This window comes from Leisingera aquimarina DSM 24565, from assembly GCF_000473165.1.
Taxonomy (GTDB): Bacteria; Pseudomonadota; Alphaproteobacteria; order Rhodobacterales; family Rhodobacteraceae; genus Leisingera; species Leisingera aquimarina.
Genome location: NZ_KI421504.1, coordinates 1893834 through 1918615 on the forward strand (window position 1 = coordinate 1893834; position 24782 = coordinate 1918615).

Consider the following 24782-nt stretch of genomic DNA (forward strand, 5'->3'; position numbering starts at 1 on the left):
TACTTACCCGTCCTCAAACGGATCCCATTCGTCCTCCACCTCGGGCAGAGCCTCGGCGGCGACCTCCGCCGCCAGTTCCTCAGCTGTGCGGATGCGGGTGATCTTCGCCTTGGGGAAGCTCTCCAGCACTGCCTGCACCAGGGGGTGCGCGGTGGCTTTTTCGCGCAGGGCGTTTTCCGCCGCGTCGCGGACCTCGGCAATGGTCGCTGCGTCGCCGTCGGGTGCGATGGAGACCACCCAGCGCGCACCGGTCCAGTTCTGCAGCGCCGAGCCGAGCCGGGCCGCCAGATCGCGCGGCGCCTGCGATGACGGGGTGAATTCGATGCGGCCTGGCTGGTAGGACACCAAACGCACGCCGCCTTCGACCTCGACCAGCAGTTTCACGTCGCGGTTGGTGCGGATCAGTTCGATCACATGCTCAAATGTCGGAAAGCGGGCCAGCGCGGAGCTGACCTGCGGTGCCAGGGCTGTCACCGTGCCGCCGCCGCCATGGGCTACAGGCGCGCTGCCAGCGGGGCCGCCTTGGGCGCCAGCGGGCGCGCTGCCGCCGAGCGCCTGGCCGCCCATGCCCTGCATCGCCACACCGCCGCCTGGCCCGCCGGGGCCGGGGGACGGCGGCGGGGGCGTGTCCTGCAGCTTGCGGATCAGCTCCTCCGGGCTGGGCAGATCGGCCACATGGGTGAGCCGGATCACCGCCATCTCGGCGGCCATCATTGCGTTTGGTGCTGCGGCGACTTCCTCCAGCGCTTTCAGCAGCATCTGCCACATCCGGGTGAGCACCCGCATCGGCAGGTTGCCGGCCATAGCCTGGCCGCGGGCGCGCTCATCCGGGCTGACGGTCGGGTCCTCGGCCGCATCCGGCGTGATCTTCACCACCGAAACCCAATGGGTGATCTCGGCCAGATCGCGCAGCACCGCCAGCGGGTCGGCGCCTTCAGCATACTGGCCGCTCAGCTCAGTCAGTGCAGCCGCCGCATCTCCGCGCAGGATCATGTCCATCAGATCCAGAACCCGGCCCCGGTCGGCCAGCCCCAGCATGGCGCGGACCTGATCGGCAGAGGTTTCGCCGGCGCCATGGGAAATCGCCTGATCCAGCAGCGAGGTTGCATCCCGCGCCGAGCCTTCGGCGGCCCGGGTGATCAGCGCCAGCGCGTCCTCGGCGATCTGGGCATTTTCGGCGCCGGCAATCTTTTGCAGCAGAGCGATCATCACTTCGGGTTCAATCCGGCGCAGATCAAACCGCTGGCAGCGTGACAGAACCGTCACTGGCACCTTGCGGATTTCGGTGGTGGCAAAGATGAACTTCACATGCGCGGGCGGCTCCTCCAGCGTCTTCAACAGCGCGTTGAAGGCGCTGGTCGACAGCATGTGGACTTCGTCGATGATGTAGATCTTGTAGCGGGCCGAAGCGGCGCGGTACTGCACGCTATCGATAATCTCGCGGATGTCGTTCACACCAGTGCGCGAGGCCGCGTCCATTTCCATCACGTCGACATGGCGGCCTTCCATGATCGCAGTACAATGCTCGCATGTGCCGCAAGGGTCGGTGGTGGGGCCGCCCTGGCCGTCGGCGCCGATGCAGTTCATGCCCTTTGCGATGATCCGCGCGGTGGTGGTTTTACCGGTGCCGCGGATGCCGGTCATGATAAAGGCCTGGGCGATGCGGTCGGCGGCAAAGGCGTTTTTCAGCGTCCGCACCATGGCGTCCTGCCCCACCAGATCGGCAAAGGTTTCGGGCCGGTATTTGCGGGCCAGAACCTGGTATTGGGATTGGCCGGATGCGCCGGGGGTGCCGCTGGGGGTATCGTTCATGATGTCTCGTGCCGGATTCGGGATGCGGGGCGTCCGCGTTCCGCGCAGGGTATTGAAGCGCGCTGCATTCGTCCACCGGTGATGGGCCGGCCGAGGGCCGCAAAAGGGCTTTGGGATTGCCTGCTTAGCCGCTAGGCTGCGGAGGCAGGGGACTGCGGGGGAAAGGCAGGAACGCAGCGGCTAAGGAGGCGGTATGCGATCTGAAGACATCCCGGAACCTGCGGCGCAGGACGGTGCAGCGCCGGCAGGTCTTATTATCCACGCGCTGTCAGCAGGCGGCGGCATTCTGGCGCTATGCCCGCTGCCCGGGGCGGGCGGCGATTACCGCGGTGACCTGATCCAGATCTATCAATGGAAGCCGGGGCTGGTCATCTCGATGACCACGGAGGCAGAGCACGCAGCCGCAGGCGTGCCGCGGCTGGGGATTGATCTTCAAAGCATGGCTTGCCGCTGGCTGCACCTGCCGGTGCCGGATTTCCAGGTGCCGCCGCCCACTGTGGCGGCGAAATGGGCGGCGGCCAGCCGGTCCGCACGGCAGGCGCTGGCAGGCGGCGGCCGGGTGCTGGTGCATTGCAAGGGCGGCTGCGGGCGTTCCGGCATGGCGGTGCTGCGGCTGATGATCGAATGCGGCGAAGCACCGGCGCAGGCGCTGGCGCGGCTGCGGGCAGTACGGCCTTGTGCCGTGGAGACCGAGGCGCAGATGGACTGGGCCTGTTCACTGTAGAGCGGCCACCAGGGGCGCAACACAACGAGATACTGCACTGCCCGGCGATAAGCCGGGCAGCATTCTTTAGGTATTCAGTTCAAAGCGCCAGCATATGCTCCGTCTGCTGCGCCTCGGCGGTTTTCGGCAGCGCTTCCATCAGCGCGCAGGGGCGGGTGTCCAGCTTGGAGGCGGCAAAACCGGTGCCGTCACGGCTGAGGATGGCATCGGCAAAGCGGTCCAGCCCGTCGCGCGGCGCCTCTTCACCCACGCCGCAATACAGCCGGATCCGGTCATGACCGGCGGCAAACTGCGCCGGGCAGCTGCGCGGGCAGCCGTCCAGAGCGGTGGTGCCGGTGATCTCGAAATCCTCCTGGGTCAGCGGTTTGGCCTTGGTCATCGCCTCGGCCAGTTTGGTGATCATCCGTTCCGCCGCGGGGCAGGGGCGCCCCAAATGTTTGCAATCTGTTGCCGCATAGAAATGCGTCTGGTCCGTCCACATCATATTTGCGCCCTCCGCGCGTGGCGCGGGGGTTTAGGGGACAAGAGTTCGGATGAAAGACGGATCACAGCCGCCGCAGCCATCAGACCCTGTCCGGACACCCCGCCCGGGTTCGAGTTACACGTCTGATGGCAGGTCTCCTGACTTGCGGGTCGTCGCTCTCCCGATCCTTCCCGGCCTCTTGTTGGGCCAGTGGCTCTATCGGGGTCGCTCGCCGCTTACAGTTGCGGGGGCAGCCGCGGAATTGGCCTGTTTATGCGCAGGCCGCACCGTGTTCCCTTTTCATCCCGGACACAAGATTCTGTGGCTCGGGAACCATCGACACAAGCCGTAGCGGCTGGGTGCCCGAGTCGTCAATTGTTTTTCTGCATCTGCAAATACAGCCCCCGGATCACATCCGAATTCCGCCGCACCCGCGCCAGCTGCCAGCCGCCCTGCAGCAGGATATAGAAATTCTCCGCCGCCGCGCGGGCTTCGTTTTCTACCAGGCCCAAGCGCTGGCCATGGCGGGTGGTTTCAGTAATCCAGCCCTCGAACAGATGCGCGGCGTGCTGGTGGAACGCCTCGTTCTCCGGCCCTTCGAACAAGGTAGCCGAAACCGGGCAGCCGCTCCATTTACCCTGTTTGTCAAACAGCTTGGCCAGTTTGTAGCAGACCGTCTTGGCACCATCCCGGAAGGTTGGCGCCGGGGCGAAAGACGCCTCTATCAGCAGCAGCATCTGCGCTGACGCCCAATCCGCCGCGGCCAGCGCAAGGTCGGATTTGCCGTTTGGGAAATGGTGATAAAGCGAGCCCTTGGGGGCCCCTGCCTCTGCCAGCAGTTCCGCCAGCCCGGTGCCGCTGTAGCCCTTGTTGCGGAACAGGCGGGCAGCGGCGCGGATCAGCCGCTCGCGGGTGGGCGGCGGGCTGGTCCCGCCTGTCTCAGCTGTCGTCACGTCAGTCATGGCGGCAGCTTGACAGCATTAGACCGATTGGTCCAGATGTGGGCTGGACCAATCGGTCTAGGAGGCTGCCATGCTGGACAAAAGTGCAGAACATACCGCGGTTTTCCGCGAGGAAGCCCTGCGGTTCGCCTCGGGCGGCCACATGCTTGCGGGGCGGCTGTATCATCCGGCGGGGCAGGCGCGGGCGGCGGTGGTGCTGAATGGCGCAACCGGCGTGCCGCAGCGCTATTACCGGTATTTCGCGCGCTGGCTGGCAGCAGAGCAACAGGTGGCCTGCCTGACCTATGACTGCCGGGATTTCGGAGACTCGGCGCAGAGGCATCCGCGCCATTCCGATGCGACAATGGCCCAATGGGCGCTGGAAGATCAGCCAGCTGCCCGGGTTGAAATGCAGCGGCACTATGCGGGCGTGCCGTTGTGGGTTATCGGCCACTCGCTGGGGGCAATGCTGATGCCCCTGCAGGATGGCCTGAAGGACGTCGCCCGCATGATCGTGGTTGCGGGCGGCTTGGTGCATCACCACGATCATCCCTGGCCCTACCGCGCGCTGGCGCTGGCTTTCTGGTTCGGCCATGTGCCGCCATTGGTCCGTGCCTTGGGCTATCTGCCCGGGCGCGCGGTGGGGTTCGGGGCCGATTTGCCCGCCGGGGTTTACTGGCAATGGCGGCGCTGGTGCACCACGCCCGGCAGCTACCTGCCGGAAACCGGCTCGGCCTTGCCGTTGCCCAAATGGGAAGATACCGGTGCGCCGGTGGATCTGTTTGCGATGGCGGATGACGATGTTGTGCCGCCAGCGGCCGTTTGGCGTTTGGGAGACGTCTTTGGCGGCAGCAGGCAGCGTCGGACGGTGCTGGTACCGCAGGAGGCTGGTGTGCAGAAAATCGGCCACCTGGGCGCCTTTGCCCGCGCCAATGCAGCCCTGTGGCCGCGGCTTCTGCCGCAGCAATAGCGCGCCCCGCCAAATCTTGGGGTCAGGCGGTGCGGTTCAGCCGTTCCTCGGTGATCCGGGCATAGTCGGCCAGCCGCAGCTTGAACCGGCGGGTGAGGTTGCTGCGGGCCAGTTTCAGCGACTGCACTAGCAGCCGGCCGGTCAGGGTGGTGGGGGCCAGTTTCAGTTGCACCGACATCCGGGTCCGCCGCGGCGACAGCGCCAGCAGCTCAACCTCCAGCTGGCCGTCCAGGCCGCTGCCGCCGCCCGTCAGCGCCAGCCCGGTGACCGGGGTGTAGGACGCCAGCGTCAGCCGGATGTCGCGCTGTTTGCCGCGAAACCGAAAGCCGATATCCCAGGCCAGGCCGTTTTCCGGGTGGGCGGTATCGCCGGTCCGCTGCACGTCGATGCCGCGCCGCAGGGCCGAGCGCTCCAGCAGGCCGAAATCAGAGATCGCGCCAAAGACGTCGGCAATCGGGGCTTCGATATCTTCTTTGCTTTGAAATTCCATGCGCGCCTGCCTTGGTTGCGCTGCCGTGCCGGCGCGCCGTTTTCGGCAATATGCGATTTAGTCCAGGGTGTCCGCAAGCCAGTTCTTGAGTAGAAAATGCGCAATTGCCCCCTGACGTGACGGCTTTAGGATCGGGTGTTCACCGGCAAAGACCGTCATCATGTCCTGGCGGCTGACCCACAGCGCGTCTTCGATCTCAGCCGGGTCGATGGTGATCTCCGTGCTCAGCGCCTCGCCTGCGCAGCCGAACATCAGCGACATCGGAAAGGCCCAGGGCTGGCTGGACAGGTAGCTGACGGGCCCGACCTGCACACCGGTTTCTTCAAATGTTTCGCGGCGCACGGCTGCTTCCAGCGTCTCACCCGGTTCGACAAAACCTGCGAGCAGCGAATACATCCCCTCGGGCCAGCCGGGCGAGCGCCCCATCAGCACAGCATCGTCATGGGTGATCAGCATGATCACCACCGGGTCGGTGCGCGGGAAATGCGGTGTCTTGCAGGCGGGGCAGATCCGCTGCCAGCCGGCCTGCGCCAAATCGCTGGGGGCGCCGCAAGCTGCGCAATACTGATGGCTGCGGTGCCAGGCCAGCAGCGCCTTGGCGGTGGCGGCCAGTTCCGCTTCCAGCGGCGTGAGGCGGGTCATCACCCGGCGCAGCTCGGCAAAGGCATGGGAAGCGGGCAGGTCCGGATGCTGCTGCTCGCTGGCATCGGCAAAACTGTTGAGCGCCTCCTGATCCAGGCCTTCGGGCTGCCAGCCGCTGATATCACAGGCAAAGCACGGCGCGCCGCCGGGTGCCAGGCCAAGAAACAGTGCGGCATCCTTGCAATCAGCGGCCAGCGGATGCACCGGACCGGTCCAGCCCAGCCCGCAAGGCAGATCCGCCGCCGCGCCGCGCCGGGTCAGCGGCTTGCCGCGCCACATCAGCAGCACCTGGGCCTCCGCACTGTTCCAGGCCGCTTCCAACGCTGCGGTATCCGTGCGCAGATGGGCCGCTCGCTCCAGCCCGCCGCCGCCGAATGTCACTTGTTCTGCGTGTTTCATTGCGGCTCTCCTCTGGCTGGCTGCGGTTTCATTGGGTGTCATGGATGGAATAGCGCCATCCATGGCAGTGTGCCGCAGGCGTTGCCAGCAATCGGCATCGATCTGCGCTTGCCTGTCACTGCACCGCCACACCTGCCGGGCGGGAATTGCGGCTTTTCACTGCTGGATAGGGTGCGCCTGCCCCTTTGCAGCCTCGGCAGCAGGAAAAAATCAAATGCAGCAAAAAGGGTTCTTTGCAAATCGTTAAAACGCTGATTCAAATAGCCGCAAAACAAGAACGGCACCGAATGGTGCGAAAGGAGCAGCGGCAGTCGGTGTCAGCGGAATTTCGGACATGACAAGCGGGGCGCGGGTCTCGCAATCCCGGACCACAATCGGGCAATTGCACGTGCTGGCCACTACGGACCTGCACTGCAATCTGCTGAGCCACGACTACTATGCCGATCGCCCCGGCGGGGCCATCGGCCTGTCCCGGGCTGCCACTTTGATCACCCGTGCGCGCGCAGAGGCTGACCGATTGGGCGCGGCCTGTCTGCTGGTCGACAATGGCGATGGCTTCCAGGGGGCGCCGCTGGGGGACATCGTACCGGGTGCCAAAGGCCCCCATCCTCTGGCGCGCGCATTCCGGTTTTTGAAATATGATGCCGTTGGTCTTGGCAATCATGACTTCGATTTCGGCCTGGAGGCGCTGGCAGGCGTTCTGAAAGACGTGGCATGTCCAGTGCTGTGCTCAAGCCTGACGGCGCGGCAGCCTGATCTTCGGCTGCCCTTCGTGCCCTCGGCGGTGCTGGAGCGGGCGGTGCCTGGCTGCCCCGGTTTGCCGCCGGTCCGGATCGGGCTGTTTTCGGTGCTGCCGCCGCAAACCCTGATTTGGTGCGGCAAGGCGCTGCAGGCGCAACTGGCCGCAGGCGCCATCGTTGAAACCGCCGCGGCCCAAGCCAGGCGGCTGAAGGCGCAGGGCTGTGATCTGGTGCTGGCGCTGGCCCATACCGGAATTGACGGCAAGGGCGGGGCGGGCCGCGGCGAAAATGAACTGGTGCAGCTTGCGAGGCTCCCGGAGATCGATGCGGTTGTGGGCGGCCACACGCATCTGACGCTGCCGGATCCCGCGCACCCCTTTGACAAGCCCGTCGTGATGCCCGGTGCGCATGGCTCGCATCTGGGTGTTCTTAGGCTGGATCTGGAGCATCGCAGCGGAGCTTGGCATCCTGCCGGCGGCTCTGCTAGCCTGCAGCCGGTGGCCCCGTGCCGGGAGGCCGGCGCTGCCCAGTTGCTGGTGCCGGAGGAACCTGGCTTTACGGGGGCACTGGCAGAAGACCACGCCCGCACTTTGCAACGTATGCGCCAGCCCGCGGGCTACAGTTCGGTGGCGATGCATTCGTACTTTACTTTCTTCGCGCCTGATCGCGGCCTGGCACTGGTGGGCAGTGCCCAGGCCGCTGCGGTGCGGCCTTTGCTTGAGGGGGCCGGAAGACAAGGCCTGCCGCTGTTGTCGGCTGTTGCACCGTGCAAATTCGGCGGCCGCTCCGGACCGCATTTTTATACCGACATTGCGGCCGGGGATCTTTGTGCCCGCAATATTTCTGATCTGCAGGTCTTCCCCAACGAATTGCGGGTGGTCGAGGTCACCGGTGCACAGCTTTTGGACTGGCTGGAAATGTCGGCAGGGTTGTTCAGCCGGATCGCCCCGGGCAGCTCCGGGCAGCTGCTGGCCGACCCGCAGCGGGCAGGGCATAATTTCGATGTGATCTTCGGGCTGAGTTATCAGATAGATCCTGCCCAGCCGCCGCGGTTCTCGGCCGCGGGCGTGCAGATCAATCCCAGCGCCCGGCGGATCCGCAACCTGTGCTGGAACGGCCGGCCGGTGGATCCTGCCCAGCGTTTTGCGGTTGCGGCCAACAGCTACCGGGTCAGCGGCGGCGGCAGCTTCAGCATGCTGCGCGAGGCCAAAGAACTGCCATTGCCTCCGATGCGGATCCGCCAGGCAATCCGCGATTACATCGCCGGACGGCTGCCCGCTGATCCGCTGGCAGAGGCACCTTATCCCTGGCAGCTGGCGCCGATGCCCGGCACCAGCGCGGTTGCCGTTACCGGGCCGGGAGCCGTCGGATACCTGAAGGAACTGCCTGCCGGGCTGGCTCAGCCGCGAGGCCGCAGCAGCGGCGGCTTTCTGGAGTTGGAGCTGGAGCTTTAGAGCATCGAAGGCAGGGTTAGCGGGGCACTTGCCAATCCCGGCGGGGGCGCTTATATCGGGATTCGAGAGGTTGGCGCGGGCAGGCGCCTCGCCAACCTGGTCAGGTCCGGAAGGAAGCAGCCACAACGAGCCCCGCTTGGGTCGATGTCCAGCCTCTCACTTTTATCTTCAAATGCCGATGTGATCAGCCGTTTTCCTACGAGGAAAACGGCCAGGAAAAATCGATTTTTCCTGGCCGGAATTCGCGCCGAATTCCGGCGCCTTTCAGAACCGCTCAGAACCGCCCGTTGTTGGCCGGGTAAACGCCGAGGATTTCCACATTGGTGGTGAAATAGCTCAGCTCATCCATCGCCAGCTGCACATTCGGATCTTCCGGGTGGCCTTCGATATCCGCATAGAACTGGGTAGCGGTGAAGGAGCCGTCCACCATATAGCTTTCCAGCTTGGTCATGTTGATGCCGTTGGTGGCAAAGCCACCCATCGCCTTATAGAGCGCCGCCGGAATGTTGCGGACCTGGAACACAAAGCTGGTGATCATGCAGTGGGCACCGCGGCGGCGGTAGTCCGGCTCCGGTGACATGATCACAAAACGGGTGGTGTTGTCGCCGTTGTCCTCGATGTGGCGGGCCAGCACCTCCAGCCCGTAGATTTCACCTGCCAGCTCGCTGGCCAGCGCCGCCACGTGCTTGTTGCCGGCCTCTGCCACATCCCGCGCCGCGCGGGCGTTGTCGGGGCTGACCCGGCCGGTGATGCCATGCTCCTGCAGGAATGTTCCGCACTGCGGCAGCAGCACCAGATGCGAGCGGGCCTCGCGGATGTCCTCCAGCATGGCTCCCGGCACCCCCAGCACATTGATATGCACCCGTACAAAGGCCTCATCGATAATGTGCAGCCCGCTGTGCGGCAGCAGTCTATGAATATCCGCCACCCGGCCATAGGTGGAGTTCTCAACCGGCAGCATCGCCTGTTCGGCTTCGCCGCTTTTGACCGCTGCAATGGCGTCCTCGAAGGTGCGGCAGGGCAGCACCTCCAGATCACGCCGGGCACTGCGGCAGGCTTCGTGGCTGTAGGAGCCAAGCTCCCCCTGAATGGCGATTTTGCGGCTCATGGGTGTGTTCCCCGTGCAAAACTTCAATAATTGGGCGTTTCGTCGCGCTGTCTATACCTTGCCACTTTGAAGGGGAAGCCTTAGACACCCACGCAGACAGCTAAATGGACACGCGATCATGTTTGACACGATGACCCTCACCAAAGCGACCGCAGGCGTTTGCGGCGCGTTCCTGGTTCTTCTTCTGGGCAAATGGGGCGCAGAAGCACTGTATCACATGGACAGCCAGGGTGAGGCGTCCTATGTGATCGAAGTTGCCACCGCCGAAGATGCCGCCAGCGACGAGCCGGAAGTCAGCTTTGAAGAGCTGATGGCCTCCGCTGACGCCGCCAAAGGTGCCAAGGTGTTCAAGAAATGCTCCGCCTGCCACAAGCTGGAAGATGGCGCAAATGCCACCGGCCCGTATCTCTACGGTGTTGTCGGCCGCGAAATCGCCGCCGCACCGGGATTTGGCTATTCCGGCGCCCTGACCGGCCTGGACGGCGACTGGACCGCCGAGGCGCTGGACGCCTTCCTGGCCAAGCCGTCCGCCTATGCGTCGGGCACCACCATGTCGTTCTCCGGCCTGAAAAAGCAAAAAGACCGGGTGAACCTCATCGCCTATCTGGACAGCCTGGACGGCTGATCCGGACCGCTGTCCCGGCAATTCAAAGAAAAGCCGCTGCGAATTGCAGCGGCTTTTTGATGTTCGCATGCGTGATGCCGGCTCAGGCCGGATTGTTTTCCCGGTAATAGGCCAGCGCATCGCGCTCTGTGCCGTCGGGCAGGATGCAGACGCCGATGGTGCCGGCCTTGCCGCTGCGCAGCACGTAGCTGCCGCCGGTCTGCACGCAATAGGCCTCTTCCGGGCTGCTGTAGACCACTTCCTCTTCCTGCTGGGCACAGGCGCTGAGCGCGGCAGCTCCGGCCATTGCGAGGGCGGCGAGAATTCTGGTTTTCGGCATCTGCTGACTCCTGACTTGGTAACGCAATTGTGAGGTGAGGCTGGCAGGCAATTTTATTGCGCGCAAGCGCCGCCTTGAAAATGCGCGCTTTTCGGCTGCTTTGTGCCCAGAGACACGCTGAAATCACTTAATCTCAACTTGAATGTTACCGCCCCCGGCCATTAGCTTGGCAGCAGAAATCCGGGCCCGAATTCCGGACAAAGGAGGTCATGGCAGATGAACACCGCTCGAGCTGCGGCGCGCGTGCGCGCAAAGGACAGAGTGAACCCGCTGCAAGCCGCGGCGGCGCTTGCCGTGGGGCTGGTCCTGGCACTGGCGGCAGCAACATTGGCACGGGCGGAAGAGACCATCATCAAGGCGCATGGCTTTGCCGAATTCGGGGCGTTGAAGTACGCCGAAGGCTTTGCCCATTTCGATTACGTCAATCCGGACGCGCCCAAGGGCGGTGAGTTGTCGATCTCTGCCGTCGGCACCTTTGACAGCATGAACCCCTATACCCGCAACGGCCGCGCCGGGGCGTTGTCCTCGGATCAGTTCGAAAGCCTGCTGGTGGAATCCTACGATGAACCCGGCTCCTATTACGGGCTGATCGCCGAAAGCCTGGAATATCCCGAAAACCAGGATTGGGTGATCTTCAACCTGCGGCCGGAAGCGACGTTTTCAGATGGCAGCGCGGTCACCGCTGATGACGTGGTATTTTCCCACAACATCCTGCTGGATCAGGGACTGAAGTCCTACGCCGAGGCGGTGCGCAAGCGCATCCCCAAGGCCGAGGCACTGGACCCGCACCAGGTCAAATTCCACTTCTCGCCGGACTTTCCGCGCCGCGCGATGATCACTCAGGTGGGGGGCACGCCGGTGTTCTCAAAGGCCTGGTTCGAGGCCGACCCGGAAAACCGCCGCCTTGACGAGCCGCGGCTGGACCCGGGCATCGGCTCCGGCCCTTATGTTCTGGAAAGTGCCGAGGTGAACCAGCGCATCACCTACCGCCGCAACCCGGATTACTGGGGCGCGGGCCTGAATGTGAACATCGGCCGTCACAACTATGACCGCATCCGGGTTGAATATTTCGGCGATGCCATCGCCGCGATGGAGGGGTTTAAGGCCGGTGTCTATACTCTGCGCCCCGAGAACAACTCGAAAAGCTGGGCCACGTCTTATGACTTTGCCGCGGTGGATAAGGGCCAGGTGATCAAGGGCGAAATCCCCGACGGCAACGTGCCCGCTGCCAATGGCTTTGTGATGAACCTGCTGAAGCCCGAATTTCAGGACATCCGTGTCCGCGAGGCGCTGCAGCTGGCCTTCAACTTTGAATGGACCAACGAGAGCCTGCAATACGGGCTGTTCCGCCATCGCTCCTCCTTCTGGCAGGATTCGCCGCTGGCCGCGCAGGGCCTGCCCGAGGGCCGCGAGAAAGAGGTGCTGGAGGCGCTGGGCGATCTGATCGACCCCGCGCTGCTGACCTCGGAACCGGTAATGGCACATAGATCCAAGGCGTCGCGTCCCGGCGACCGCAAAAATCTGCGCCGGGCGATGAAACTGCTGGATGAGGCCGACTGGGCTGTCGGCGATGACGGGTTGCGCCGCAATGCGCAAGGCGAAGTGCTGAAGCTGGAGTTTCTGGCCGACAGCCCGACCATTGAACGCATCGTGCAGCCCTATGTCACCAACCTGCGCACCATGGGCATCGATGCGGTGGTGAACCGGGTCGATTACGCCCAATACACCAGCCGCCGCCGGGAGAAGGAGTTCGACATGATCTCCTCGGCCTACCGGATGTCGCTGGAGCCTTCGACCGGCCTCTATCAGTATTTTGGCTCCGAGGCGCATGAATATTCGGTGTTCAACCCGGCAGGGCTGGCAGACCCGGCGGTGGATGCGCTGATCGGCAACATCGTCAACGCCAAGACGCAAGATGAACTGCGCGCCAATGCCCGCGCACTGGACCGGGTGCTGCGGGCCAAGCGGTTCATGGTGCCGGCCTGGTATCTGGATGTCAGCTGGATCGCCTATTGGGACATGTACCGTCAGCCGGAAACCCTGCCGCCCTATGACACCGGCATGCTGGATCTGTGGTGGATCGATGCTTCCCGCGAGGCTGAGCTCAAAGCGGCCGGCGCGCTTCGGTAAGACAGAGACATGGCAGCCTATATCTTCAGACGCCTGCTTTTGGTGATCCCGACGCTGTTCGGCATCCTGCTGGTGAACTTTGCCCTGGTGCAGTTTGTGCCCGGCGGCCCGGTGGAGCAGATCATCGCCCAGCTCGAAGGCGGCGGCGACGTGTTCGAGGGCTTTGCGGGCGGCGGCGGCGATACCGGCACCGAGGCGATCAGCGCCAATGAAAACTACGCTGGCCGTCAGGGCCTGCCGCCGGAGCTGATCGAGGAATTGCAGCAGCAGTTCGGCCTTGACAAGCCGCCGCTGGAGCGCTTCCTGACGATGCTCGGCAACTACGCGCGCTTTGATTTCGGCGAAAGCTATTTCCGCAAGATCGACGTGACTGACCTGGTGCTGGAAAAAATGCCTGTCTCGATCTCGCTGGGCCTGTGGTCCACACTCATCGCCTATCTGATTTCAATCCCGATGGGCATCCGCAAGGCGCTGCGGGACGGCTCACGTTTTGACACCTGGACCAGCGGTTTCATCATCGCCGCCTATGCGATCCCGTCTTTCCTGTTTGCCATCATGCTCTTGGTGCTGTTAGCCGGCGGCTCCTACTGGCAGATCTTCCCCTTGCGCGGCCTCACCTCGGACAACTGGGAGCAGCTGAGCCTCTTGGGCAAGATTGGCGATTACTTCTGGCACATCACGCTGCCAGTGCTGGCCTCGACGATCGGCGCCTTTGCCACGCTGACGCTCTTGACCAAGAACTCCTTCCTGGATGAGATCAAGAAGCAATATGTGATGACTGCCCGCGCCAAGGGCCTCAGCGAGAACCGGGTGCTGTACGGCCATGTGTTCCGCAACGCGATGCTGATTGTGATTGCCGGCTTTCCTTCCGTCTTCATTGGCGTGTTCTTTTCCGGCTCGCTGATCATCGAGACGATCTTCTCGCTCGACGGCCTTGGCCGCCTGGGGTTTGAGGCCGCGGTGGCGCGCGATTACCCGGTGATCTTCGGCACCCTGTTCATTTTTGGTCTGATGAGCCTGGTTGTCGGCATCGTCTCGGACCTGATGTATGTGCTGGTCGACCCGCGCATCGACTTTGAAAAGCGGGAGGGCTGACCGATGGCGCTTTCCCCCCTGAACCAGCGCCGCTGGAACAATTTCCGCAAGAACAAGCGCGCCTTCTGGTCGCTGATCCTTTTCACCGTGCTGTTCACACTGTCACTGTTTGCCGAGTTCATCGCCAACGACAAACCGATTCTGGTGAGCTACCGTGGTGAACTTCACACACCGGTGTTCAAGTTTTACCCGGAAACCCGTTTCGGCGGCGATTTCCAGACCGAGGCGATTTACAGCGATCCGGAGGTCGAATGCCTGATCCGCTCCGGCGGCATCGAGGATTGCTTTGACGAACCCGAAACCATCCTGGAGGAGATCGCCGCGGGCACCTATGCCGCGGAGGGGTTCGAGGCGGGCTGGACCCTCTGGCCGCCGATCCCCTACAGCTTCAACACCACCGTGGACCGCCCCGGCGCGGCACCGTTGCCGCCCAACGGGCAGAACCTCTTGGGCACCGACGATACCAAACGCGACGTGCTGGCGCGGGTGATCCATGGCTTCCGCTTGTCGATCCTGTTCACCCTGATCGTGACCGGCGCTGCTACGGTGCTGGGCATCCTGGCCGGCGCCGTGCAGGGCTTTTTCGGCGGCTGGCTGGATCTGGTGTTCCAGCGGGTGATCGAGATCTGGAGCTCGACCCCGACGCTCTATGTGATCATCATCATGTTTGCGATCCTGGGCCGCAGTTTCTGGCTCTTGGTCTTCCTGATGGTACTGTTCGGCTGGACTGCGCTGGTGGGTGTGGTCAGGGCCGAATTCCTGCGCGCCCGCAATCTGGAATACGTCCGCGCCGCCAAAGCGCTCGGGGTGGGCAATATGACCATCATGTTCCGCCACATGCTGCCCAACGCGATGGTGGCGACGCTGACCATGCTGCCTTTCATCGTGACCGGCACCATCTCGGCGCTGGCGGGGCTTGATTTCCTCGGTTTCGGCCTGCCGTCCTCGGCGCCGTCACTGGGAGAGCTGACCCTGCAGGCCAAGCAGAATCTGGAAGCGCCCTGGCTGGCCTTCACCGCCTTCTTCACCTTCGCGATCATGCTGTCGCTGCTGGTCTTCATCTTCGAAGGCGTGCGCGATGCCTTCGACCCGCGGAAGACGTTTTCATGATCGCGCGGAAAACGAGGGGCGTGCCTGCCGGGGGGCAGGCAGGCGCGACCCGGGCCGCAAGCGACCCGGGTATTGATTGCGGCACCGAAGGCAAAGAGTAATGAACAAAACAATTTCCTCCCCCCTCCTGAACGTCCAGAACCTCCGCGTCTCGTTCCGCCAAGACGGCAAGATCACCGAAGCCGTGCGCGACGTCTCCTTCTCGGTCGGCCGCGGCGAAACCGTGGCGCTGGTGGGGGAGAGCGGATCCGGCAAATCCGTCTCGGCGCTCTCCACCGTGTCTCTCCTGGGCGACAGTGCCATGGTCGAGGGCTCGGTCACCTATGACGGCACCGAAATGGTCGGCGCCGATGAGAAGCACCTGATGGATGTGCGCGGCAATGACATCAGCTTCATCTTTCAGGAGCCGATGACATCGCTCAATCCGCTGCACACCATTGAGCGGCAGCTGGAGGAATCGCTGGCGTTACATCAGGGACTGGCCGGCAAGGCGGCCCGCGCGCGCATTCTGGAACTCTTGAACAAAGTTGGCATCCGTGACGCCGAAAACCGGCTGACGTCCTATCCGCATCAGCTCTCGGGCGGGCAGCGCCAGCGGGTGATGATCGCCATGGCGCTGGCCAACAAGCCCGACATCCTGATCGCGGACGAACCCACAACGGCGCTGGATGTGACCATCCAGGCGCAGATCCTCGACCTTTTGGCGGACCTGAAGAAAAGCGAGGGCATGGGGCTGCTGTTCATCACACATGACCTCGGCATCGTGCGCCGCATAGCCGACCGGGTCTGCGTGATGAAGGACGGCGAGATCGTCGAGGAAGGCCCGGCGGCAGAGATCTTCGCCAATCCGCAGCACGCTTACACGCAGAAACTGCTGGCTGCAGAGCCTTCGGGCCAGCCGCAGCCGGTTGCCCCGGATGCGCAGGAATTGGTGGCGGTCAAGGACCTCAAGGTCTGGTTCCCGATCCAGCGCGGCCTTTTGAAACGCACCGTGGGCCATGTGAAGGCAGTGAACCCGATGTCGGTCGCGGTGCGCGCAGGCGAGACGCTTGGCATCGTCGGAGAGAGCGGCTCAGGCAAGACCACTCTGGCTCTGGCGATCATGCGGCTGATTGCATCCGAGGGTGCGGTGACCTTCCAGGGCCAGGATTTGCGCAAATGGTCCACCCGTGATCTGCGCAAACTGCGCAAGGACATGCAGATCGTGTTCCAGGATCCCTTCGGCTCGCTCAGTCCGCGGATGACCTGCGCCCAGATCATCTCCGAAGGCCTGGCGATCCACAAGGTCGACCAGCACCGCAAGCCGCGTGAGCTGGTGGCGGAGGTGATGCAGGAGGTGGGGTTGGATCCGGCAGCGATGGACCGCTACCCTCATGAGTTCTCCGGCGGTCAACGTCAGCGTATCGCCATTGCCCGCGCCATGGTGTTGCGTCCCAAGCTGGTGGTGCTGGATGAGCCGACCTCGGCGCTGGACATGACGGTGCAGGTTCAGATCGTCGAGCTGCTGCGCGATCTGCAGACCCGCTATGGGCTGGCCTTTCTGTTCATCAGCCACGACCTGAATGTGGTGCGGGCTATGTCGCACAATGTGGTTGTGATGAACCAAGGCGATGTGGTGGAGACCGGATCGGCCGAGGACTTATTCACCAACCCTCGGGCGGACTACACCCGCAGGCTGCTGGCGGCGGCGGGTTAATACTCTGGCAGACTTTGCTGCATCTATGCGCGCGCAGCCTGCGCAACGCCCATAAGTTGCGGCAGCAGGTTTGACCAAATGTTTCGCGCGCGAAACATTGCGGCAGAAATGCTGACCTATCTGACGCACCCCGGAACAGGCGGAAATCTCCCGCGCCCGCAGGCCCGCCCGGCTGATGCCGGACGGGCCTTGGCGGCCTTGGGCCAGGCTCAGCGCCAACGGCGCTGAGCCTGGCCCAACGGGAGCGCCGCGCCTTGGCGCTGCAGCGACGGGCGGGAGAATTTCCGGTGGCAGGAGAAAGGCTCAGAACGCAGTGCTGTGGGTGGCCTTGTTGAGGTCATAGGTGTCGAAACTGCGGGCAATCATCCGGGCCAGGGGGCGGGCCTCGTCGCGGATAGCAAGGCCGTTGGCGGTGACCGACAGCATGCCGGGAAAGGCGGCCTCTGCCTCTGCAAACATCCTGTCCAGCCCTGCATCGGTCACGGCAAAGCGGGACAGGATCTCCTCCCGGCTGATGCTGAAATCGCACATCAGCGCCTCAATGAGCCGGGCCCGCAACAGGTCCTCACCGCCAAAAGCATGGCCGCGGGCGGTGGCAAAGCGGCCCTCGCGAATGCTGCGGATATAGTCCGAAGTGCCCGGCGCATTCTGCGCATAGCCCTGCGGAAAACGCGAGACCGCCGAAGCACCGATGCCGATCAGCACCTCTGCGGGATCGTCGGTGCAGCCCTGGAAAGTGCGCCGCAGCCGGCCCGTCCGCTGTGCCGCTGCCAGCCCGTCATCAGGCCGTGCAAAGTGATCGATGCCGATTTCCCGGTAGCCGTCCCACAGGAACAGCCGGCGGGCGGTTTCAAACAGCTCCAGCCGTGCCTCGGGCGTTGGCAGCGCGTCGGAGCGGATCATGCATTGCCGCCCCGCCATCCAAGGCACATGGGCATAGCCATAGACCGCCACCCGGTCGGGGGTCAGGGAGACGAGCTTTTGCACGCTTTCAGTCATCTGCGCCGGTGTCTGATGCGGCAGTCCGAACAGGATATCTGCACTGAGGCTGGCAATCCCATGGGCGCGCAGCTGTTCGATGGCAGTCCGGGTCGACTCAAAACTTTGGATACGGCCAATCGCCTGCTGAATGGCCGTGTCGAAATCCTGCACCCCGATCGAAGCCCGGGTCATGCCGGCCTCCGCCAGAGCTTCCAGCCGCCGGTCTCCGATCTCGTTCGGATCGATTTCAACCGAAAACTCTGCCTGGGGCGCCAGCGGAAAGGCCGCTGTGATGGTGCTGGCCAAACCGCGGATCAACGCAGCGCTCAGGATCGTCGGGGTGCCGCCGCCCCAATGCAGGCGCGACAGGGTCACGCCCTCAGGCAGCTGCTGCCGCAGCAGCGCAATTTCGGCCTTCAGAACCTGAACATAGGCTACGACCGGCGCGTCCGAATGGGTGCCCTGGGTGCGGCAGGCGCAGAACCAGCACAATCTGCGGCAGAACGGCACATGCACGTACAATGAGATACTGCTGCCGGGGGCAACTTTTGACACCCAGCTGGAAAACCGGGCGGGATCCACCGCGTCTCCGAAATGCGGAGCGGTCGGGTAACTTGTATAGCGCGGCACTTTGGCGTCGAATAATCCGAGTTCGGCCAATTGAGGTTTCTGATCCATTCCTTTAGTTTTAAGTACGCCAGCTTAGGCAAGCCTTGACCCAGATCAACCGGGATCCCCTGATGAATGCTCCAGTAACGTCACAGTCCAGATGCGGCGACTGCCCGATCCGCCACCGCGCCGTCTGCGCGCGGTGCAACGCGGATGAGTTGGATGAGCTGGACGGTATCAAATACTACCGCACCTATGAGGCGGGCCAGCCGATCATCTGGTCCGGCGATGTGATGACCTTTGTCGGTTCGGTTGTATCGGGCATCGCCTCGCTGACCCAGACGATGGAGGACGGGCGCACCCAGATGGTGGGGCTTTTGCTGCCCAGCGACTTTGTCGGCCGTCCGGGGCGTGAAGGGGCAGCCTATGATGTGGCAGCGACCACGGATGTGGTGATGTGCTGTTTTCGCAAGAAACCGTTTGAAGAGCTGATGGAGCGCACCCCGCATATCGCGCACCGCCTGCTGGAAATGACCCTGGACGAGCTGGACGCGGCCCGCGAATGGATGCTGGTGCTGGGCCGCAAGACCGCGCGCGAAAAAATTGCCAGCCTGCTGGCCATAATTGCACGCCGTGACGCCACGCTGACACCGGGCGGCGCCACCAACCGGATGGTGTTTGACCTGCCGCTGACCCGCGAGGCGATGGCGGACTATCTTGGCCTGACACTGGAAACTGTGAGCCGTCAGATTTCCGCGCTGCGGAAGGACGGCATCATTGAACTGGAAGGCAAGCGGCATGTGACCGTGCCCGACATGCGCCTGCTGATGGAAGAGGCAGGCGACGACAGTGACGGCGGCTTCCTGGGCTGAGGCCGCTTTCCCGAAATCGTCTAACCGTTTTCAACCAACCAGCGTGCGACCCGCGCCGCAGGGCTGCGGGGGCCGGAGGCGCGCAGACTCCACAGCCGCAGGTCCCGCGGCAGGTTGGCCCGGATGTCAAACGGCGCCACCAGCTTGCGGCTGGCCAGTAGCGGAGCCACCAAAGCCTGATGGCCGATCAGCACTCCGGCGCCATTGACGGCCTCTTCTACCGCCAAGGAGTAGAGCGAATATTCCGGACCCCTAATGTGCGGGGGTTTGCCCGGGCAGGCTGCCTGCAGCCACGTACCCCAGTCCTGCGACCAGACTGCATCTGACAGGCAGGGCACGTTCAGCAAATCCGCGGGGGAGTGCAGCTTCTCGGCTACTGCGGGCGCACAAACCGGGAAGATTGTATCCTGTTCGATCACCGTCCCCTGATCACCGCCATAGAACAGACAGAGGTCATAAGGCGTGCGTTTAAGGTTCGGGGGGGCCTCAAGGGCGGTGACCGATACTGCCATATCCGGTATCGCGGCGCGCAGGGCGGGCAGCCGCGGGGACAGCCAGAACTGCGCAATTGCGGGCAGGGTGGCGATATGCACGGTGCCGGGCTGTGCCTCTGCCCGCAGGTGGCGGACAGCGGCGTTGAGCTGGTCAAAGGCATCCGTGAACTCCGGCAGCACCCGCGCGCCCAGGGCCGTGAGTGCTACCTGCTTGGGGCGGCGGTCGAACAGTGGCGCCTGCAGCGCGTCTTCCAGCGCCTTGACATGGGCCGAGACCGCGCCGGGCGTCACGCCCAGCTCCTGCGCGGCGGCGGCAAATCCGCCCAGACGCGCGGCGGCCTCAAAGGCGCGCAAGGCGGTCGGCGGCAGGGATTTGGCGGGGGGCGGGGAAACTGCCATGGCTTAGCCTCAATTTTTCTAGCCCTAGTTTTCTGTAAAACTGATTTGCGGGCAAGGGGGCAGGGACGCTTTGATAGGGCAGAGAAACCCGCCTCAGCGTGAAGGAGACAGAGATGACAGAGCTTGCCCGCCGCAATTGGGTGCCCGCCGCTTGCGAGGATTACGTGCAAACGGTGGCCGCCGAAACCGCCGCTGCCAGCAGCGCAGAGACCGCCGCACGGCTGAGCGCGCTGGCTGCACGCAATACAGAGATCCACGACCGCGACTGCTTCAACCTGAACCCCGCCACCAATGTTATGAACCCGGCGGCGGAAGCGCTGATGGCAAGCGGCCTCGGCAGCCGTCCGTCGCTGGGCTATCCTGGTGATAAATACGAGATGGGGCTGGAAGCAATCGAAGAGATCGAGGTCATCGCCGCCGAGCTGGCCGCGCAGGTGTTCAAAGCACGTTATGCCGAGATCCGGGTCGGGTCCGGCGCGCTGGCCAACCTTTATGGTTTCATGGCGCTGACTAGGCCGGGCGATGCGATCATCGCGCCGCCCGCCGCGGTGGGCGGCCATGTCACCCATCACGCGGATGGCTGTGCCGGGCTTTATGGGCTGCAGACCCACGCGGCGCCAGTTGATGCGGATGGCTATACGGTGGATCTAGGCGCGCTTCGTGCATTGGCGCAGGAGGTGCGTCCCAAACTGATCACCATTGGCGGCAGCCTCAACCTGTTCCCGCATCCGGTGCCGGAAATCCGGGAAATTGCCGATGGGGTTGGTGCCAAGGTGCTGTTCGATGCCGCCCACCAATGCGGCATGATCGCGGGCGGGCATTGGGCCAACCCGCTGCAGCAGGGCGCGCATCTGATGACGATGAGCACCTACAAAAGCCTGGGCGGCCCCGCAGGCGGGCTGATCGTCACCAATGACGCGGAGATTGCCGAGCGGCTGGATGCCATTGCCTTTCCCGGCATGACGGCGAATTTCGACGCCGCCAAATCGGCAGCGCTGGCATCGAGCCTGCTGGACTGGGTGGAGCACGGCGCGCAGTATGCCCGCGCGATGGCGGAGCTTTCGCTGGTGCTGGCGCAGGAACTGGCAAGGCTGGGCCTGCCTGTCTTTGCAGCTGAGCACGGCATGACACAATCGCATCAGTTCGCGCTGGAGGCGGCAGCGTTCGGCGGCGGTCAGGCGGCCTCAAAACATCTGCGCAAGGCCGGGTTTCTGGCTTGCGGCATCGGCCTGCCGCTCGCGCAGGTGCCTGGCGACATGAACGGGCTGCGCATCGGAACCCCGGAGCTGGTGCGCCGCGGGGTGGAGCCTAAGCACGCACCGCGGCTTGCAGAGCTGATTGCTCGTGGCCTGCGGGCAGAGGACCCGGCGGAGCTGGCGGCGGAAACCGCAGAATTCCGCGCAGCTTTCCAAGGGATGCACTACGTCCGCCAGATTTAAGAGTGGAAAGCAGGGGCGGCGCTCTCCCGCGCCAGCGCGTGCCCGGCTGGGCCGGACCCGCTGGCAGACTTGGGCGTGGCACCGCAAAGCGGTGCCACGCCCAACGGGAGGATGCCCTTCTGCAAGAAGGGTGGACGACGGGCGGGAGCGGCGCCGGTTTGCAATGCTCGCCGTCAGGTCCCGCGGGGCTTGCGGGTGACCCCGCGGGGCTTGCGGGTGACCCCGTGCGGCGGTTGTGGTCTACTGGCGCAACAATAACACTCGGAGGCTGGAATGCAGTTTGGAAGCTTGATCGGGATGCTGATCGTCGGGGCGCTGGCGGGTTGGCTGTCAGGCAAGATCATGCAGGGGCGCGGCTTCGGCATCCTCGGCAATATCATCGTCGGCGTGGTTGGCGCCTTTCTGGCCGGAACAATCTTTCCGGCGCTGGGCTTTGCTGCGGGCGGAGGCTTCTTCTGGTCGCTGATCCACGCCACTATCGGTGCGGTGATCCTGCTGTTCCTGATCGGCCTGATCCGCAAGGCGGGATAGGGCACAGAGCAAGACACGAAAAAGGCGCCTTGCTGGGCGCCCTTTTTACTATCCGGCAGAGTTGCTGCCTGACCGGGTTGTCAATGCGCCATCAGCACCGGCACTTTGGCTTGCTCCAGCATGTTGCGGGTGGCACCGCCAAGGATTGCTTCGCGGAAGCGGGAATGCCCGTAGGCGCCCATCACGATCAGATCGGCGGCGGTATCGGCGGCATGGCGGTTCAGCACATCCGACACCCGGGTCAGCGTCTTGCTGAGCACATCGATTTCGCAGGTCACGCCGTGCCGGGACAGCATCTGTGCCAGCAATCCGCCGGGATCCGAACGCTCCGGCCCGTGCTGCGGCGGGTCGATCACCGCGATGCGCACCAGGTCGGCGCCCTTCATAAACGGCAGTGCCCTGCGAATCGCGGTCATTGCCTCGATGCTTTCGTTCCAGGCCACCAGAACGGTTTTGGGCTGGCGCATCGGCGCGGCCTTGCCGGGCACGACCAGCACCGGCGCACGGCCCTCGAACAGCGCGGCTTCGACAATCGGTTCGGCTTCGGCGCGAGTGCCCGGGCCATAAGGTTTGCCCAGCACCACCAAGTCCGAAAACCGTGCCTGACGCGCCACATGGCGGCCGAGGTCCGCGATCTGGGCAACACCGCTGTCGGTGGCAAACGGCACGCCGGCCTGCTGCAGCGCGGTTTCGGCCAGGGCTTCGACCTGTTCTGCTTCTTCCTGGGCGCGGGCCAGGGTTTCCTGCAGCACCATCGCATTGGCGCCGGCATAGTAGTATCCAGTCTGGGTGCGGTCGACACCCAGGCAGAGCGCATTGGCGTGGGCGCCAAAGTCTTCGGCCAGGGCCGTAATCTGCGCCAAAGGCGCCGCTGCGGTTTCTGCAGCTGTGAGAATCGTAAGCAAGGACTTGTAGGACATTGGCACCTCTCGGCGGATGATGCGGCGCAGCCCGGATAGCTGCGGTGCGAAGAATTTCGTGACACGGGCAGAAGTGTCACATGTTGCTTGGAAATGTCTTGATGCAGATCAAGGCAGCAAAGATGCGCCTTTTGCATGAAGGGCGCGGTCTAATAACGTCCCCGTATTCGCAGGATTCGCGGGGGCATGGCAAAGGGACGCAAGATGTCTAACTATATCAAGCTGATAGCGCTTGGTCTGGTCACGCTGTTTGCGATGATCGGTTCCAATTACGCGCGGGATCTGGCTTACCAGGTGCATGCGATCATCGTGATGATCGTGGCTGGCGGCCTGTTCCTTTATACTTTGCGCCACACCAACGAGCCGAAACCGGCAGTTGTTGGTCTGGAAAATGAGTATTTCGACAGCGTCGTGCGCGCTGGCACAATTGCAACCGCCTTTTGGGGCGTGGTCGGATTTCTGGCGGGGACTTTCATTGCGTTCCAGCTGGCCTTTCCGGCGTTGAATTTCGAGTGGGCGCAAGGGTTTGCCAATTTCGGCCGCCTGCGCCCGCTGCACACCTCGGCAGTGATCTTTGCCTTTGGCGGCAACGCGCTGATCGCAACCTCCTTTTATGTGGTGCAGCGGACTTCCGCGGCGCGGTTGTGGGGCGGCAACCTGGCGTGGTTCGTGTTCTGGGGCTATCAGCTGTTCATCGTGCTGGCGGCGACCGGCTATCTGTTCGGCTCGACCCAGTCCAAGGAATATGCGGAACCCGAATGGCACGTCGATCTGTGGCTGACGGTGGTCTGGGTGGCTTATCTGGCCGTGTTCCTGGGCACTGTGATCAAGCGCAAGGAGCCGCATATCTATGTGGCCAACTGGTTCTACCTGGCGTTCATCGTCACCGTGGCGATGCTGCACCTGGTCAACAACATGACCATTCCGGTCTCCATCTGGGGCTCCAAGTCGGTGATCGTCTGGCCGGGTGTGCAGGATGCGATGATCCAGTGGTGGTACGGCCATAACGCCGTGGGCTTCTTCCTGACTGCGGGCTTCCTTGGGATGATGTACTACTTCATTCCAAAGCAGGCTGAGCGTCCAGTGTTCTCCTACAAGCTGTCGATCATCCACTTCTGGGCGCTGATCTTCCTCTATATCTGGGCCGGTCCGCACCACCTGCATTACACCGCGCTGCCGGATTGGGCATCGACCCTGGGCATGGTGATGTCGATCATCCTGTGGATGCCCAGCTGGGGCGGCATGATCAACGGTCTGATGACGCTCTCGGGCGCCTGGGACAAGCTGCGCACCGATCCGGTGATCCGGATGATGGTGATCTCGGTCGGCTTTTACGGCATGTCCACATTCGAGGGTCCGATGATGTCGATCCGCGCGGTGAACTCGCTGTCGCATTACACCGACTGGACCATTGGCCACGTGCACTCCGGCGCACTCGGCTGGAACGGCATGATCACCTTTGGCGCCCTCTATTATCTGGTACCGGTGCTGTGGAAGCGTGAGCGTCTGTATTCGCTGTCGCTGGTCTCCTGGCATTTCTGGCTCGCCACCATCGGCATCGTTCTCTATGCCGCGTCGATGTGGGTGACCGGTATCATGGAAGGCCTGATGTGGCGCGAAGTGGACGCCAACGGCTTCCTGGTGAACTCCTTTGCCGACACCGTGGCAGCGAAGTTCCCGATGTATGTGGTGCGCGGTCTGGGTGGGGTCATGTTCCTCGCTGGTGCGCTTGTCATGTGCTACAACCTGTGGATGACTGTCCGTAAGGCCCCGGCAAAAGAAGCCAGCCTGACGGTTCCGGTCCCGGCTGAATAAGGAG

The 24782-nt window shown here is 63.6% G+C and carries 22 protein-coding genes, 1 other RNA gene and 1 riboswitch; of the genes, 13 read left to right on the forward strand and 10 right to left on the reverse strand.

Features of this window, described 5'->3' with window-relative positions; all coding sequences use genetic code 11:
- Window positions 1-3: 3 nt before the first annotated feature.
- Window positions 4-1812 carry a DNA polymerase III subunit gamma/tau gene (locus AQUI_RS0113420; protein ID WP_027257964.1) on the reverse strand — a complete coding sequence of 603 codons (1809 nt, stop codon included), beginning with the start codon at window positions 1810-1812 and terminating at the stop codon, window positions 4-6.
- Between the two features lie 193 nt (window positions 1813-2005).
- On the opposite strand from AQUI_RS0113420, the gene AQUI_RS0113425 reads away from it, so the two are divergent.
- On the forward strand, window positions 2006-2536 hold the full coding sequence (locus AQUI_RS0113425; RefSeq protein WP_027257965.1) for a protein-tyrosine phosphatase family protein: 531 nt from the start codon (window positions 2006-2008) through the stop codon (window positions 2534-2536).
- A gap of 79 nt (window positions 2537-2615) precedes the next feature.
- On the opposite strand, the gene AQUI_RS0113430 is transcribed toward AQUI_RS0113425, so the two are convergent.
- Both AQUI_RS0113430 and AQUI_RS0113435 read right to left on the reverse strand, forming a co-directional pair.
- Window positions 2616-3020, reverse strand: a complete 405-nt coding sequence (locus AQUI_RS0113430; RefSeq protein WP_051371898.1) for a hypothetical protein — start codon at window positions 3018-3020, stop codon at window positions 2616-2618.
- A gap of 110 nt (window positions 3021-3130) precedes the next feature.
- A riboswitch (cobalamin riboswitch) is annotated at window positions 3131-3352 on the reverse strand.
- Window positions 3353-3370: 18 nt separating this feature from the next.
- Complete coding sequence (locus tag AQUI_RS0113435) at window positions 3371-3961, reverse strand: TetR/AcrR family transcriptional regulator (protein WP_027257967.1); 591 nt, start codon at window positions 3959-3961, stop codon at window positions 3371-3373.
- Window positions 3962-4031: 70 nt separating this feature from the next.
- Here AQUI_RS0113435 and AQUI_RS0113440 point away from each other — a divergent pair, with 70 nt between their 5' ends.
- Window positions 4032-4910, forward strand: a complete 879-nt coding sequence (locus AQUI_RS0113440) for an alpha/beta hydrolase family protein (RefSeq protein ID WP_027257968.1) — start codon at window positions 4032-4034, stop codon at window positions 4908-4910.
- A gap of 22 nt (window positions 4911-4932) precedes the next feature.
- On the opposite strand, the gene AQUI_RS0113445 is transcribed toward AQUI_RS0113440, so the two are convergent.
- On the reverse strand, window positions 4933-5400 hold the full coding sequence (locus tag AQUI_RS0113445; RefSeq protein ID WP_027257969.1) for an SRPBCC family protein: 468 nt from the start codon (window positions 5398-5400) through the stop codon (window positions 4933-4935).
- A gap of 57 nt (window positions 5401-5457) precedes the next feature.
- Window positions 5458-6441, reverse strand: a complete 984-nt coding sequence (gene nudC / locus AQUI_RS0113450) for an NAD(+) diphosphatase (RefSeq protein WP_027257970.1) — start codon at window positions 6439-6441, stop codon at window positions 5458-5460.
- A 334-nt stretch (window positions 6442-6775) separates the two neighbouring features.
- Here nudC and AQUI_RS0113455 point away from each other — a divergent pair, with 334 nt between their 5' ends.
- Together AQUI_RS0113455 and ffs are read left to right on the forward strand one after the other, a co-directional pair.
- Window positions 6776-8635 (forward strand): 5'-nucleotidase C-terminal domain-containing protein, encoded by a 1860-nt coding sequence (locus AQUI_RS0113455; RefSeq protein WP_027257971.1) that lies wholly within the window; start codon window positions 6776-6778, stop codon window positions 8633-8635.
- Window positions 8636-8698: 63 nt separating this feature from the next.
- Window positions 8699-8797, forward strand: an RNA gene (ffs, locus tag AQUI_RS30020) — signal recognition particle sRNA small type.
- 112 nt (window positions 8798-8909) lie between these two features.
- On the opposite strand, the gene AQUI_RS0113460 is transcribed toward ffs, so the two are convergent.
- Window positions 8910-9743, reverse strand: coding sequence for a prephenate dehydratase (locus tag AQUI_RS0113460; RefSeq protein ID WP_027257972.1), 834 nt, complete (start codon window positions 9741-9743; stop codon window positions 8910-8912).
- A 118-nt stretch (window positions 9744-9861) separates the two neighbouring features.
- On the opposite strand from AQUI_RS0113460, the gene AQUI_RS0113465 reads away from it, so the two are divergent.
- Window positions 9862-10368 carry a c-type cytochrome gene (locus AQUI_RS0113465; RefSeq protein WP_027257973.1) on the forward strand — a complete coding sequence of 169 codons (507 nt, stop codon included), beginning with the start codon at window positions 9862-9864 and terminating at the stop codon, window positions 10366-10368.
- A gap of 82 nt (window positions 10369-10450) precedes the next feature.
- Here the strand turns inward: AQUI_RS0113465 and AQUI_RS0113470 are convergent, their stop codons facing one another.
- Complete coding sequence (locus AQUI_RS0113470; protein ID WP_027257974.1) at window positions 10451-10687, reverse strand: putative hemolysin; 237 nt, start codon at window positions 10685-10687, stop codon at window positions 10451-10453.
- A 216-nt stretch (window positions 10688-10903) separates the two neighbouring features.
- On the opposite strand from AQUI_RS0113470, the gene AQUI_RS0113475 reads away from it, so the two are divergent.
- From AQUI_RS0113475 to AQUI_RS0113495, 4 genes are all read left to right on the forward strand, one after another.
- On the forward strand, window positions 10904-12817 hold the full coding sequence (locus tag AQUI_RS0113475) for an extracellular solute-binding protein (RefSeq protein ID WP_027257975.1): 1914 nt from the start codon (window positions 10904-10906) through the stop codon (window positions 12815-12817).
- Between the two features lie 9 nt (window positions 12818-12826).
- Window positions 12827-13912 carry a microcin C ABC transporter permease YejB gene (locus tag AQUI_RS0113480; RefSeq protein WP_027257976.1) on the forward strand — a complete coding sequence of 362 codons (1086 nt, stop codon included), beginning with the start codon at window positions 12827-12829 and terminating at the stop codon, window positions 13910-13912.
- A 3-nt stretch (window positions 13913-13915) separates the two neighbouring features.
- Window positions 13916-15022: an ABC transporter permease gene (locus AQUI_RS0113485; protein WP_027257977.1), complete on the forward strand. Its 1107-nt coding sequence runs from the start codon at window positions 13916-13918 to the stop codon at window positions 15020-15022.
- Window positions 15023-15122: 100 nt separating this feature from the next.
- Window positions 15123-16718: an ABC transporter ATP-binding protein gene (locus tag AQUI_RS0113495; protein ID WP_027257978.1), complete on the forward strand. Its 1596-nt coding sequence runs from the start codon at window positions 15123-15125 to the stop codon at window positions 16716-16718.
- A gap of 303 nt (window positions 16719-17021) precedes the next feature.
- Here the strand turns inward: AQUI_RS0113495 and hemN are convergent, their stop codons facing one another.
- On the reverse strand, window positions 17022-18377 hold the full coding sequence (hemN, locus tag AQUI_RS0113505) for an oxygen-independent coproporphyrinogen III oxidase (protein WP_027257979.1): 1356 nt from the start codon (window positions 18375-18377) through the stop codon (window positions 17022-17024).
- Between the two features lie 62 nt (window positions 18378-18439).
- On the opposite strand from hemN, the gene fnrL reads away from it, so the two are divergent.
- Window positions 18440-19180 carry a transcriptional regulator FnrL gene (fnrL, locus tag AQUI_RS0113510; RefSeq protein WP_027257980.1) on the forward strand — a complete coding sequence of 247 codons (741 nt, stop codon included), beginning with the start codon at window positions 18440-18442 and terminating at the stop codon, window positions 19178-19180.
- 20 nt (window positions 19181-19200) lie between these two features.
- Here the strand turns inward: fnrL and AQUI_RS0113515 are convergent, their stop codons facing one another.
- Window positions 19201-20073 carry a LysR family transcriptional regulator gene (locus AQUI_RS0113515; RefSeq protein ID WP_027257981.1) on the reverse strand — a complete coding sequence of 291 codons (873 nt, stop codon included), beginning with the start codon at window positions 20071-20073 and terminating at the stop codon, window positions 19201-19203.
- Window positions 20074-20186: 113 nt separating this feature from the next.
- Here AQUI_RS0113515 and AQUI_RS0113520 point away from each other — a divergent pair, with 113 nt between their 5' ends.
- Both AQUI_RS0113520 and AQUI_RS0113525 read left to right on the forward strand, forming a co-directional pair.
- Window positions 20187-21512: a serine hydroxymethyltransferase gene (locus tag AQUI_RS0113520; protein ID WP_027257982.1), complete on the forward strand. Its 1326-nt coding sequence runs from the start codon at window positions 20187-20189 to the stop codon at window positions 21510-21512.
- 273 nt (window positions 21513-21785) lie between these two features.
- On the forward strand, window positions 21786-22043 hold the full coding sequence (locus AQUI_RS0113525) for a GlsB/YeaQ/YmgE family stress response membrane protein (protein WP_027257983.1): 258 nt from the start codon (window positions 21786-21788) through the stop codon (window positions 22041-22043).
- A gap of 80 nt (window positions 22044-22123) precedes the next feature.
- Here AQUI_RS0113525 and AQUI_RS0113530 read toward each other — a convergent pair whose 3' ends face one another.
- Window positions 22124-22963: a universal stress protein gene (locus AQUI_RS0113530; protein ID WP_027257984.1), complete on the reverse strand. Its 840-nt coding sequence runs from the start codon at window positions 22961-22963 to the stop codon at window positions 22124-22126.
- A 204-nt stretch (window positions 22964-23167) separates the two neighbouring features.
- Between AQUI_RS0113530 and ccoN the strand changes: the two genes are divergently transcribed.
- On the forward strand, window positions 23168-24778 hold the full coding sequence (gene ccoN / locus AQUI_RS0113535; RefSeq protein WP_027257985.1) for a cytochrome-c oxidase, cbb3-type subunit I: 1611 nt from the start codon (window positions 23168-23170) through the stop codon (window positions 24776-24778).
- Window positions 24779-24782 lie beyond the last annotated feature (4 nt).